The 13,738-nt window shown below is 43.0% G+C and carries 10 protein-coding genes; 6 read left to right on the forward strand and 4 right to left on the reverse strand.

The window, feature by feature from the left end; genetic code table 11:
- Positions 1-61 precede the first annotated feature (61 nt).
- Positions 62-3,373: a T9SS type B sorting domain-containing protein gene (locus NAF19_RS05380; protein ID WP_252788791.1), complete on the reverse strand. Its 3,312-nt coding sequence runs from the start codon at positions 3,371-3,373 to the stop codon at positions 62-64.
- A 220-nt stretch (positions 3,374-3,593) separates the two neighbouring features.
- Here NAF19_RS05380 and gcvP point away from each other — a divergent pair, with 220 nt between their 5' ends.
- Positions 3,594-6,503 (forward strand): aminomethyl-transferring glycine dehydrogenase, encoded by a 2,910-nt coding sequence (gcvP, locus tag NAF19_RS05385; RefSeq protein WP_252788792.1) that lies wholly within the window; start codon positions 3,594-3,596, stop codon positions 6,501-6,503.
- 188 nt (positions 6,504-6,691) lie between these two features.
- The gene (locus NAF19_RS05390; protein ID WP_252788793.1) at positions 6,692-6,991 is read left to right on the forward strand and encodes a hypothetical protein; all 300 of its coding nucleotides are present in this window, start codon (positions 6,692-6,694) and stop codon (positions 6,989-6,991) included.
- Positions 6,992-7,019: 28 nt separating this feature from the next.
- Here NAF19_RS05390 and NAF19_RS05395 read toward each other — a convergent pair whose 3' ends face one another.
- Positions 7,020-7,163, reverse strand: a complete 144-nt coding sequence (locus NAF19_RS05395; RefSeq protein WP_252788794.1) for a hypothetical protein — start codon at positions 7,161-7,163, stop codon at positions 7,020-7,022.
- A 603-nt stretch (positions 7,164-7,766) separates the two neighbouring features.
- Between NAF19_RS05395 and NAF19_RS05400 the strand changes: the two genes are divergently transcribed.
- Positions 7,767-8,153: a TM2 domain-containing protein gene (locus tag NAF19_RS05400; protein ID WP_252788795.1), complete on the forward strand. Its 387-nt coding sequence runs from the start codon at positions 7,767-7,769 to the stop codon at positions 8,151-8,153.
- A gap of 228 nt (positions 8,154-8,381) precedes the next feature.
- Here NAF19_RS05400 and NAF19_RS05405 read toward each other — a convergent pair whose 3' ends face one another.
- Positions 8,382-10,028 (reverse strand): M28 family metallopeptidase, encoded by a 1,647-nt coding sequence (locus NAF19_RS05405; protein WP_252788796.1) that lies wholly within the window; start codon positions 10,026-10,028, stop codon positions 8,382-8,384.
- Between the two features lie 315 nt (positions 10,029-10,343).
- Between NAF19_RS05405 and NAF19_RS05410 the strand changes: the two genes are divergently transcribed.
- The 3 genes from NAF19_RS05410 to NAF19_RS05420 all read left to right on the forward strand — a co-directional run bounded on the left by NAF19_RS05410 (position 10,344) and on the right by NAF19_RS05420 (position 12,283).
- Positions 10,344-10,667: a hypothetical protein gene (locus NAF19_RS05410; RefSeq protein WP_252788797.1), complete on the forward strand. Its 324-nt coding sequence runs from the start codon at positions 10,344-10,346 to the stop codon at positions 10,665-10,667.
- 143 nt (positions 10,668-10,810) lie between these two features.
- Positions 10,811-11,506 (forward strand): SIMPL domain-containing protein, encoded by a 696-nt coding sequence (locus NAF19_RS05415; protein ID WP_252788798.1) that lies wholly within the window; start codon positions 10,811-10,813, stop codon positions 11,504-11,506.
- Between the two features lie 363 nt (positions 11,507-11,869).
- A complete protein-coding gene (locus NAF19_RS05420; protein WP_252788799.1) occupies positions 11,870-12,283 on the forward strand; it encodes a hypothetical protein in 414 nt (137 codons plus the stop codon).
- Between the two features lie 151 nt (positions 12,284-12,434).
- Here the strand turns inward: NAF19_RS05420 and serS are convergent, their stop codons facing one another.
- Positions 12,435-13,706: a serine--tRNA ligase gene (serS, locus tag NAF19_RS05425; protein ID WP_252788800.1), complete on the reverse strand. Its 1,272-nt coding sequence runs from the start codon at positions 13,704-13,706 to the stop codon at positions 12,435-12,437.
- Positions 13,707-13,738: the final 32 nt, after the last annotated feature.

Below are 13,738 nucleotides of genomic sequence, written 5' to 3' on the forward strand. Positions count from 1 at the left end.
GTATGTCTGAACCTTGATTTACTTGATCAAGAGATTTTATGATTTATCTCCTTGTCATTAACTATCTTATTATCGTCAGACTTCCCGACAACACATTGCAATTGGTATTCAGGTTGATGATGTAATAATAAACTCCCGGTGGCATTTTTTTTCCATTCATTGTACCATCAAACGGTTTGGTGTAACCTTTTGATTCAAATACTTTTTGCCCGTAACGGCTAAACACCTGTACCAGGGCACCGGGATAGCTTTCAATATTACTTATTTTCCAATAGTCGTTGATGCCGGCTCCGTTAGGCGTAAAGGCATTGGCGATGTTTACTGTTGAAAGGCCTACGGTTATTTTCACTTCGGCACGCTGGCTTTCGCAGGTTCCTGTTAGCTGGGTTATAAAATAGCTGCGGTTAGCGGTCACATTAATATTAAACTTACCTCCTTTTTGTTCATCAATTTGATGGGTGCTATTTTCAGTTTCATATAAACGATAATTAGTAGCAGGCGACGCATTATCTACTGAAAGCAAAGCGCCACCGCTGCTGCACAACTGTAAATTGGAAACTGATGGAGCAGGCATCTCCACCGATTCTTCGGTAATGGTGTATGGGATATCAACGTTACCGCAACGCGTGTCCGTTACCTTCAAAATGTAATTCCCTGCTGCAAGGCTACCAACTGAGTTTTCAAAGCCTACTTGTTTACCTGTGGCATCGGTCCATTTGTAGGTGTACGGCGGTACGCCGCCTGTAATGCTTACGTTGTTTACGCTGCCAATATTCAGCCCGCATTGGTCGCTTGTAGTTTGACCTGTGCTTGCAACTTTAAATTCCGGCACTTCGTCAACAGTGTAGGTATTGTAAAGGTTTTCGCAACCTGTTTGGTCGGTTATGTAGAGCTTGTAGGTTCCTGCTGCTACATTTGTAAGCGTTGGTAGGTTTCCAGCCGGCGCACCCTGCCCGTCAACCCAGCGCAGGGTCTTAACCAGCGCATCGGTGGCTATGGTAACCGAACCAGTTTTGCCGCCGAAACATGAGGCGACATTGGTGACCACATATTGCGGCAGCTGGACTGGTGGCTGTTGACCAACAGTGTATGGCTGGCTGGTTTTGCTGCAACCAAAGTTATTCGATGCCGTGAATGTATAAACACCGGGGGCTGCGCCCGTAAAATCTGCGGTACTGGAGACTACGTTATTATTTGCATCCAGCCATTGAAATTTGGTGGCCCCCGTAAAACTGATACCTTTTATCGAGCCGTTATTTTGACTACAGCTGGCTATGCTTGTTGTCACTTTTGATTCATCAAGCGTTATACCGTTGATTTCGGGGATGGTAATATCCGTGGTATAAATCGGCCCGCATTGGGTGTCATCCAAAACCTGCAGTTTGTAGGTGCCGGCCGGCTGGCCTGTCAAATCTTTGCTGGTGCCTACTTGTTGCTGCTGGCTGTTCCACCAGATGTACTGCAGTGTACCCGTGCCGGTAACGCCAATATTGGTAATCGAACCGGTAGTTTGGCCGCAATTGGTGGGTTGAATTTGAGCGCTGGTCTGATCAATGTTGGGGCCGTTCGCGTTTTTTAGTATAACCGGGCCATAAGACACTTCGCAGCCGGCAATTTCGTCGCGCAGTGTAAAGGTATATTTTCCCGCACCAAGCCCTGTAATGTCTGTTTGATAACCAACGACTTTATTTTGATCATCAGTCCAGGTATAGGTAATTGGATTTTGCGAAGGAACTAATGTAGTTAGCCCGGTAATTGATCCACCCTGTCCACACGATGGCTGGGTAACCTTTATTGAATTATCGTAAATTTTAGGATTGGAATTATATAGCGCAAAAACATCGGTCCTTACTGAGCAATTTCCATTGCGTGCTACGGCATAGTAATTTCCCTCCCCAACTTTATCAAGTTTTGGCCCTCCGCCTACCTTTTCGTTATTTAGGTTATACCAGTCAATTATCAGCGCATTATAAACCTCGTTCAGCGCTATTGAGCCATTGTTCTTTCCACAAGTGGGCTGTGTTATTACCCCATTGTTGGCGCTTATTGGTACCCGTACTGTAGTAAATTGCGATGAATTTTGATTCAGCAAAGTATTCGATATCATTTTTTTATCCTTAAAATTACCGGTTACCTTCCATTTACCGCCTGCATCTGCAATTACTTCTGTATAAAATAAAACCGGGTTACAAATTGGGCAATCGCTATTATCCTCATATATATAAACTGTTGATCCCGGGCTGGCGGTACCCGAATATTCGGTATCGCTGTTTACTAAAACTTTTATGTCCGGGATCACCACCCCATCGATTGATTCGCCGACAGTATATGCCTCAGAACTACACCTGATGCTGTTTTTAAGCAATTTTATATTTTTTGAAAATGAAGCATTAATTTCAACCTGGCCTTCGCCATGAAACACATTTTGTCTTGTAATATCTTCTGACCCGATAGTACCATCGCTGCAGTTAAAAATATGTACACCGGCTTGTATGTAATTATTAATTCCGATATCGTTGTTGCCGATAATCATAAAACCGGTAATTACGTTAAGCCGCATTGTTATGTTATTCGAAACATTGTCCCTTACTTCGATATTACTGCCATTTGAGCAGGTTACTTCAGGCGCGTCATTCGGTATTACATTTCCGGCAACATCAACGCCTAAGTAATTGTGAATAATCCGGACGTTACTTCCGCCCACATTTAGTACACGCGACACATGATTTCCTTCAAGCGGTCCATCTCCGCCAAATAGTAAACCATCGCAATACAAATTGATAACAGTTGGGTAAACCACGCCGAAGACGTTAGATTGAATTTTGATGTTTAAACATGGTGAATAGTTAGTGCCGGAAACTGTGCCATCAAATATGGCAAACTCATCCTCGTCAAACATGTTTCCTTTACCCGGCGTACCAATCACAATATTTTTTGATTCGATTATACTAATTGCTGATGCAACCCACACTGCTGTCTGAATTATCCTCCCATCAAATTGGTTCATCGACAAACCGTAAATAGCCACGTCCTGCACATTTTGTATGGTTAAACCCGCGGTATTCGCATTTACATAGTAGAAGTTTGGGTCGTTATTTATAATGACTTTTGCATCGCCAGGGCTTATTTTATTCCCCGGTTGCGTGGAGCCATCGATAACTAAGTTTGACGAAAGGTAAGGTAATTCACTTAGCAGGGTTATTGTCCGGGCGGCCTCGGTGGTTCCGGGCAAATTAAAATTTATATAATCAGTGGTTGCGCTGCCATTCGCTGCAGCCAGTGTCAAAGCCTCCCGCAATGTTCCCGGCCCCGAATCTGCATTGCTGGTAACTACAAATACAGCAGGGAAAGCCTTAAAGCTAAAGCAACACATTACAACGAATAATAAAAATCTCCAGGAGCGCATCGCTTAGGTATTCATGAAGCAAAATACTATTTTTTTATTCATGTTGGTTAGTTCATAGCTGATCCCGCACGTGCGGGATCAGCTATGAACTACATCCCACTGTAAAATCATCAGTACTTAGTGTTACCAATTGATACTGAATTGATAAAATTGTACCTTTGCACCAAAATAACTGACCACCCATTTGATGAAGTTGAATATTGACTACCAGGAGAAATTCCAGGCGCGCCATATAGCTCCTAACGAAGCTGATACCGCGCAAATGTTAAAGGCTACAGGCGTTACTTCGCTTGATGAACTGATAAGCCAAACCATCCCTGAAAAGATAAGGCTGAAAGCCCCGCTAAACCTGCCGCCGGCAAAAAGCGAATTTGATTACCTGGCAGCGTTAAGGCAAACTGCATCAAAAAACAAGGTGTTTAAATCGTTTATAGGCCAGGGCTATTATGACGTAATTGTACCCGGCGTTATACAACGCAACATCCTTGAAAACCCAGGATGGTACACCCAATATACTCCATACCAGGCCGAAATTGCACAAGGCCGTTTACAGGCGCTGCTAAACTTCCAAACCATGGTTGTAGACCTTACTGGGATGGAAATTGCAAACGCCTCATTGCTCGACGAGGGCACGGCTGCCGCCGAAGCCATGTTTATGCAATACAGCACGCGTAAAAACGCTGCAGCAAACATATTTTTTGTTTCAGAAGAGGTATTCCCTCAAACTATTGACATTTTAAAAACCCGTGCCCAGCCTTACGGCATCGAGCTGTTGATCGGCAACCACCAAACCGTTGAATTAACCGACAATATGTTTGGTGCTATTGTTCAATACCCTGCAGGTAATGGCGCTGTTTATAATTATAAAGACTTTGCTACAAAGGGTCATGAAAAAGGCATTAAACTAACCGTTGTTGCCGACATTATGAGCCTGGTGCTGCTTACCCCTCCGGGCGAGTGGGGCGCCGACATTGTGGTTGGTTGTACCCAACGCTTTGGCGTACCAATGGGTTTTGGCGGGCCACATGCTGCATTTTTTGCTACAAAAGAAGAATATAAACGTTCAATCCCCGGTCGTATCATAGGTGTTACTATCGATAGCGCAGGCAATTATGCGTTGCGCATGGCTTTGCAAACCCGCGAACAGCATATCCGCAGGGATAAAGCAACCTCGAATATTTGTACAGCTCAGGCTTTGTTGGCAATTATGGCCGGCATGTATGCCGTTTACCATGGCCCAAAAGGCGTTAAGCTGATTGCCGAAAGGATACACGGCTTAACTATTTTATTGGCCGAATCATTAAAACAATTAGGTTACGGGCAACTAAACGAAGCCTATTTTGATACGCTGAAGTTTGATTTAGGCAGCCTTGCCGGCCCGGTTCATGCAGAGGCAATTAACAACGAGATGAACTTTAACTTTAAAGGTTCGGTTGTTACTATTTCTATTGATGAAACTACATCGCCGGAAGATATCAAAACTATCGTTCGCTTTTTTGCACGCGTTAAAGGCAAAACGTTAAACGATGTAAGCTTTGATGAGCTGAAAGGAAACTTGACTACAGTTATCCCGGCTGATTTGCAGCGGACTTCGGCTTATCTTACCCATGCTTTATTTAACTCGCACCATTCAGAACACGAAATGTTGCGTTATATAAAATCGCTGGAAGCAAAAGACCTTTCGCTTTGTCATTCGATGATAGCGTTAGGCTCGTGCACCATGAAACTGAATGCTACCACCGAAATGATACCGGTTACCTGGGCCGAATTCAGTAAGATGCACCCGTTTGCACCGACCGACCAGGTGGGTGGTTACATGGAAATATTTGATGAGCTGAACAACTGGCTGAGCGAAATTACCGGCTTTGCGGCTATGAGCCTGCAGCCAAACGCCGGTGCACAAGGCGAATATGCCGGCCTGATGGTTATCCGCGCTTACCATAACGACCGCGGCGACAGTCACCGAAACATTGCTCTTATCCCATCATCTGCACACGGTACCAACCCTGCATCTGCAGCAATGGCCGGGATGAAGATTGTGGTAGTTAGGTGCGATGACAACGGAAACATTGACGTTGCCGATTTAAAGGCAAAAGCTGAACAATATAAAAACGAGCTTTCATGTCTGATGGTAACTTACCCATCTACCCATGGTGTATTCGAAGAATCTATCATCGAGATCTGCGAAATTATACATGCAAACGGCGGCCAGGTTTATATGGACGGCGCTAACATGAACGCACAGGTAGGCTTAACAAGTCCGGCCAATATCGGAGCTGACGTTTGCCACTTGAATTTACATAAGACATTTTGTATTCCGCATGGTGGTGGCGGTCCTGGTATGGGCCCAATCGGCGTAGCCAAGCATTTGGTTCCTTACTTACCGGGGCATGCCGTGGTTGATATCGATAAAGGAAAATCAATCCACGCCGTGTCATCTGCTCCCTGGGGCTCGGCATCTATATTGATTATATCGCACGCATACATTGCTATGATGGGCGGTGATGGGTTAACCAATGCTACCCGTTATGCCATATTAAACGCCAATTACATTAAAACGCGTTTAGAGCATCACTACCCAGTATTATACACAGGCACCAACGGCCGCTGCGCGCACGAAATGATATTGGATTGCCGCGCATTCAAAAACTTCGGCATCGAGGTTACTGATATTGCCAAACGTTTGATGGATTACGGCTTCCACGCCCCTACCGTATCCTTCCCTGTTGCCGGTACCGTAATGGTTGAACCAACCGAATCGGAGCCGAAGCACGAGTTAGACCGTTTCTGCGATGCGATGATAGCTATCCGTCACGAAATTGACAATGTAGAGAAAGGCCTGCTGGATAAAACTGATAACCCGCTAAAAAATGCACCGCATACCGCTGCAGTAATAACTGCCAACGAATGGGAGCATCCATACAGCCGTCAAAAAGCTGCATTCCCGCTACCTTACGTTTCGGCCTACAAATTCTGGCCATCGGTGGGTCGTGTTAACGATACATATGGCGACAGGACGCTTATTTGCAGCTGCCCGCCGCTAACCGATTACGAGTTTGAAGAAAGCGAAGTAACCACGCCGGAATACGGAACGTGAGATTGATGTGCGGATTTTTGATGTGCGGATGTGCAAATTACTAAAGCACGTATCTTTAGCATCACAAGTTTAAAAAGTATTTGTAATTTAAAGGCTCCTTAAGGGAGCCTTTTTTTTTGGAATATATTGACAAAAACGAAGAATTAATTCGGCGGTCTTACTCTGAAAAGTTTTACATACTTGATTCTATGATAACGCGATTCGACGTTTACATCGAAGATTATGTCGTGTTTATCGACGTATATTTCTCATTGCCCTATCACCGGTTTAAAGACGATAAGGTTTTAAAACTGCACTTTATCGGGGTGACTGAGTATGAATTCTATTGGAATAACACTTTTACATTTTATACTGTGGAGAGGTATAAATTTTTCAAGTCGGAAAAAGGGTTTTATCTCAGTACTGACCCTTATGATGAAGCTGAAACTACGTTAGAAGAAGATAGGGATATAATTTTTTGCAGAGAGGTTGAGGGTTATTTTATTTAAAATGTTTGGCGTAAAATGAGTTTAGAAGCTACTTCCATAAGTCTTTACGGTCAATCTCTGTAAATTGGTCGGTTTCGCCATTTTTATAAGCTAATTGACCGTCGATAACCGACTGTTTAACCTCTTCTGATGAAGGTTCTTGATTATTGGCTTTACTGGATGAATTTTCCATAATAACAAATCTACGATATGAGAAGATATATCCAAATTGATTCACTTTCCAAAAGTCAATGGAACGCTGTGCAAATGGGATAAAAAGTAGAACTGTTGATAATCAGCATGTTTCACAGAGTTCCGGATGTTGTAAAAATGGAACACCTGGCACCATATCGTTCAGTTAAAACAGACAAAATCGTTATACAAGTTGTTCTGTAAATCCCAGCGGGTTTACAGGTGTAAAGCCCTTTATTTTTATAATATATTGGATATTAGCGAATTACCAATGTTCCGGGCTATACTGTAAACCCTGTCTGTAAACCCTAAATTAAATCGCTGACGATCAGGCTGTTGCAAAATCGAAAATTTAAAATGTTTGACAATCAGCATATTATACATGTTCGGGGTGTTCGGTGTGGGAAAACGGAACGCTGTAGTGCAATGAAAGGGTAAACCTATTTCAGGATAAGACCTTTAAGCTTTCCATCCGCACATCCACACATCCGCACATCAAAACTTTCACCGCCAAAAAACCACCATTTACCGACAAGTTACAGTCACTAACCTAATTCGCATTGCCATTTGGCCCGCCAGGCTATAGTTTTACATCATAAATAAAATGAAAACTAAATCTGGTAATGAAATGAATACTTATCAAAACTCATACGCAGCATTTCCAGGCATCACAATGGATGAATACAGCTTTATTCATCACGCATCTGCCGGGTTGACCCAAAACCAAATGACAACTTTTATGGCCGTTTATACCAGCCGGCGTAAAAACCCGACAGACATTTTAGTAGGCACGTTATTCGGTTTCATGGGCTTAGCCGGCATACAGCGTTTCATGACCAACCAGATACTTTTAGGTTTGCTATTTTTAGTAACCGGCGGTTTCCTCGGTATCGGTACGTTGATCGATGCCTTTAGCTACAAAAGCATCGCTAACGATTATAACAGGCTGTTAGCTTATGATTGCTATCACATAGGCAAAATGAACAACTAAAATTCACAACCAGGGGAGCGCAATACATAATACCTGAAAAACTCCCCGACTCCATCATATATCAAAAGCAAAAGCTCCATCCGCGATTGGCGGATGGAGCTTTTGTTATTTTGGCGTACTCCATTGTCATTGCGGGGAACGAAGCAATCGCGAACTATGCAAGTTCACTCTGTAAAGTTCGCGATTGCCGCGCTCGTACCTCGCTCGCAATGACAAAATCTTCATTGTCTACTTCCCCCCCATTGATTTTTCCCTTACGGCCTTAAACTCCGAACCGGCTTTCCAACCCGGGAAGGTGGTTTCATTGGCAAGCTTATTACCTACTTTAAATAGCAGGTTTGCTACCTGGGCCATGCCATTGGCATCCATATCCGGCGTGTAGCTATCTGATGGCTGGTGATAATGTAAATCGCCATATTCTTTTTGCTTTTGCTTGCCGTAGGCTTCACCCAGCGCGGTGCTTTCGGCGCCATTATTCATATCAAGCGCAGGCACGCCAACCTTGGCAAAGTTAAAATGGTCCGACCTGTAATAACCGCCCGCGCCGGGGTTTTTATCCCCGGTTAACTTTTTTCCATCTGTTTTTGCAAATTCAGCGACATAATCATCCAGATCGTTTTGACCCTTGCCGGTAATTGCAAAATCATTCGTCTTGCCGTAGCTGCCTAAAGCATCCATGTTTAAATCAGCCACGGTTTTGTTAAGCGCAAATATCGGGTGCGATGCATAGTACTCCGAGCCCAGTAACCCTTGCTCCTCGGCTGTTACCGCTAAAAATACAATGGAGCGCTTCGGCCTTTCTTTTTGTTGTGCAAATGCTTTGGCAACGTTTAAAACTGCTGCTACGCCACTGGCATTGTCAACAGCGCCATTATAAATACTGTCGCCTTTGGCATCCGGTTTACCAATGCCCAGGTGGTCCCAGTGAGCTGTATAAAGTATACATTCTCCGGGAGTTGTGGTACCTTTTAAAACAGCAATTACGTTATGCGATGTAGAATATTTCAATTTAGTTTTAACAGTTACCGTCGCCGTCATATTTAACGGTATAGCCTTAAAATCTTTTTTACGTGCTATCGCCCTGAAATCGCCGGTGATACCTGCTGCGGCGAACATTTTTTTGGCAGCATCCTCGGTGATCCAACCCTCTACTTTGCAGCGCGACATGTGTTTATCCTTTTCCTGCAAATAAAGCTTGGCACCGGTAAAGCTGTTAGCGACCACGCTCCAGCCATAGCTTGCCGGTTCTGTTTGGTGCACAATGATAATACCCGCCGCCCCCTGGCGTGCTGCTTCTTCATATTTATAAGTCCACCGTCCGTAATAGGTCATAGTGTCCCCTTTAAACAGGGTACTGCTTCCCGATTTAAATCCCGGGTCGTTTACTAGTACCACTACAGTTTTGCCTTTTACATCAAGACCAGCGTAATCGTTCCATTTATATTCCGGCGCCACCACTCCATAGCCTGCAAAAACCAATGGCGATTTGGTAAGCTGTACTTCCTGAACCTCCTGCCGTGTGGAGGCCACAAAATCAGACATATAATTAAGGCTGAAATCCCCCTTTGTACCGCTAACGCTCATGGTTGCGGATGGTGTGCTGGTGACCTCAACCATTGGCACGTCCTGGAAATAACTTCCGTTGTTACCCGGCTCCAGCCCTTCCTTTTTAAATTGTGATGAGATGTAGGCAATAGCCTTTGTTTCGCCAGCGGTAAAAGGCTTGCGGCCCATCAGCGAATCGTTGGCAAGCACAGCGATGTGACTTTTTATTTCATCGCCGTTGATTACACTTGTTTCTTTTGTTTCCTGCTTACAACCAACAGCAAAAATAACCAACGCGAGGCACGCAAAGTGGTAATAATTTATCTTCATAATGGGGTCAAGTAAAATCAAATGTAATGAAAAAGCATAATCGTTTACATTTTGCCGGCATACATGTTACGTTTAAAGGCAGCATACGCAGTTCTGGATAAATATTTTCACTTCAACACAATGAATTTCAATATTTTACGCTAAGTATGCGAAAATCATCATTAATTCCTCCGCTTGTTCCGCCCGGAAACGAACAGTATATTGTATCAGAATAGTGCAGGCGAACAGTTAATATATTTATAATTAACTACAAATCAATAATATACAACTACGGCACGCGGTTTGAGCAATATTATTTAAGAAATAATATTTAAAATGAGCCATCGTAAACCCCTGATACGCCGCACCTTTTTACAGGAACGCTATGAAATTTTAATAAAAAGACAAAGGGATGGCAAAGCTACTTTTAACGAGCTTACTGAACTTGACGACATCGTAAACCGCGACCCTACAATCCGCGAAATAGTACTGATTGAAAATTACTTTATGCCAGATAACGATGACAATAGCGGCCAGGCTAACCCCGTAAAGGAAATAATAAAACCAGCCCTACAAACCAGTTTTTTTGATAGACTAAAAGATTTTTTGGGTCGGCTATTTATCTTACCCGTAGCGCACACCAAAGCACTGATCGTATAACAGACATCGCTTTCAGACCCCCTAAATCTTGGTACAGCCTTTTCCACTTTCCGTCTTTCCGGACTTTTCGGTCTTTACTAACTTTCCGACTTCCGACTTTAAACCTACCTTTGCAATTATTGTCTACTTATAAAATAACAACCATGAAAAAATTATTCATTTTAATAGCGCTGGTAGCAATTACCGGCAGCACATTTGCACAGGCGGTTGATTTACGCCGGAAAATTGAAGTAAGCGGCATCGCCGAAAAAGAGGTTACTCCTGACATTATTAATGTTTCCATCTCGCTACAGGAATACCTCGACGGCAAGAAAAAAATTACTATTGATCAGCTGGAGAGCCAATTGGAAAGCGCGGTAAAGGAAGCAGGTATGCCAAAGGAAGATTTCACCATCAACAGTGTTTCGGCATGGAACAATACCTGGAACAAGAAAAAAACACCCGACTTTTTGGCAAGCAAACAATACCTGATCAAGTTTCATGATTTGAACAAGTATAACCAGATATTAAACAAGGTTGACCCTAAGGGCATTCAATCTACCAATATCGAGAGTTTCGACTATTCAAAAATGACTGACCTGAAAAAGGAATTAAAAATACAGGCGCTACTAGCTGCAAAGGAAAAAGCAGGTTATTTATTAGCAAGCATTAATGACAAGGTTGGCGACGCCATCAGCATTACTGAAGTTGATAATGGCAATTACCAGGCGCCCCGGCCAATGATGTACGCAAACAAGGCGCTGATGGCAAACGCGGCTCCCGCTGAATCAGATATTGACTTTAAAACAATAAAACTGAGTTTTCAGATCAACGCTGTCTTCGAAATTGTTAATAAGTAATTTAACGTCAGGAGAATATTAAATTAATATTCTCCTGAATGTTACCCAAGCCATATTGCAATTTTTATAAAATTGCAAGCCATTTGATAAAAAAATCAAAAACCAGCGAAATAAAGTATTCCTAAAAGTTGTAATATTCATGTTACAATGCACTTTATCAACATCTTTTTGTTTGCGAAAACTCCATTAATAGTGTAGTTAGTTAACTTTTAATTAAAATCGATCAATATCCTCGTATTTTTAGAGTTTTTAAGGTGCAATTGTAGAAAATACACCCCACTTCAAGTGCCTGACAGCTGCCATTAATCACTTGACAATGTGAATTTTACAATTTATATTTATAGACCCTAATTTATTCCGAGCATGATCCGTACACGCTTCAAAAAGGTACTATTGGTTGCACCTGAAATTTTCCCTAATCAGCTGCTGGCTGATTATACCAATGTAAGGCACGTTACTGCAACCAGCAGCGTGTTTCCATCAATTTATGAGCAAAGTCCTGACGTAATTGTATTTGATTATGACTTTATAGGTAAGGATCTTGAAAAAATCTTACGCCGGTTAAAAACGAATAAGTTTTACAATAAGATAAAAATCTGCTGTTTCAAAAACTCGGCTAACGAAAAAACCGACAGCTTTTTGAAAGTGTTGGGGGTCGACCACTTGATTTATCGCGAACAGCTTACGGAAAACGCAAAAAGTAAATCATTGTTAAGCACCTTTAACTCGGTAATCGATGCTTCCATTGTAAAATGGGTAATTAGCGCTACGCACTAATAGCGCAAGCCGGTTCGGCACAATTTACGTACGACATTGTTCCCTTTCAGCGAGAGACGCAAAAATTGCGTCTCTACAAAATATTGCTATCTCCCCCCATTCAAGCGGCCGTTCCTCCTAATCTCTAATCACAAACCTTTATTCTCTAAACCTAATCTATCCACTCAAATTTTGTATAAGGCACCAACACTTCTGGTATTTTAATACCTCTTTCAGTTTGGTTATTTTCTAGCAACGTTGCCACAATACGTGGTAAAGCCAATGCGCTGCCGTTAAGTGTATGTGCCAATTGCGTTTTTCCTTCAGCATTACGGAAACGAAGTTTCAAACGGTTACTCTGGAAACTTTCAAAGTTCGAAACAGACGATACCTCCAACCAGCGTTGTTGCGCCGCGCTCCAGGTCTCCATATCATAAGTTAAAGCCGAAGCAAAACCCATATCGCCACCACATAACCGCAGCACGCGATAAGGCAGACCCAGATTTTGCAACAAACTCTGAACATGCAGGCTCATCTGTTCCAGTGTTTCATATGATTTATCAGGATGTGCTACCTGCACAATTTCTATTTTATCAAATTGGTGCAAACGGTTTAAGCCCCGCACATGGGCACCATAAGAACCGGCCTCGCGGCGGAAACATGGAGTATGTCCGCAGTTTTTCATCGGCAAATCCTCTCCCTTTAAAATCACATCCCGGTACATATTGGTGATAGGCACCTCCGCAGTAGGTATCAGGAATAGCTTATCCTCGGTTACATAATACATTTGCCCTTCCTTATCCGGCAACTGCCCGGTACCAAACCCTGATGCTTCGTTCACCATTAACGGTACGCTTACTTCGCTGTAACCTGCTTTTTCAGCCTCGTCAATAAAGTAATTAATTAAAGCACGCTGCAATTTGGCACCCTTGTTTTTGTATACCGGGAAACCGGCACCGGTTATTTTAACACCCAGTTCAAAGTCAATCAGGTTATATTTTGCAGCCAGCTCCCAATGCGGCAGGGCATTTTCGGGTAATTCAGGCTTTGCTCCGTTTTGCAATACAACTTCGTTTTCCTCCGGCGTTAGGCCCTTAGGTACCGAACTGTGCGGCAGGTTGGGCAGCAGTACCAGCTTTTGGTAAAGGTCTTCTTCTATAGCTGATAGTTGTTCCCCAAGCTTTTTTATGTCTTCTTTCCAGGCGCCTGTTTTTGCTTTCAGTCCTTCTGCTTCATCCTTTTTACCTGTGCGCATCAACTCGCCAATTTGCTTTGCTGCAGTATTGGCTTCGGCGGAAGTATTATCCAGGGTAGTTTGAGTCGACCGTCTTTCATTGTCTAATGCAATCACCTCGTCAACCAATTCTGGCTGTTTAAAATTTTTTACAGCCAAACGTTCCAAAACCTGTTCCCTGTTATCGCGGATATAACTAACTTGCAGCATTATTTTATTTTTTAGGCAAAGATATAAATAAG

The organism is Mucilaginibacter flavidus, from assembly GCF_024055575.1.
Taxonomy (GTDB): domain Bacteria; phylum Bacteroidota; class Bacteroidia; order Sphingobacteriales; family Sphingobacteriaceae; genus Mucilaginibacter; species Mucilaginibacter flavidus.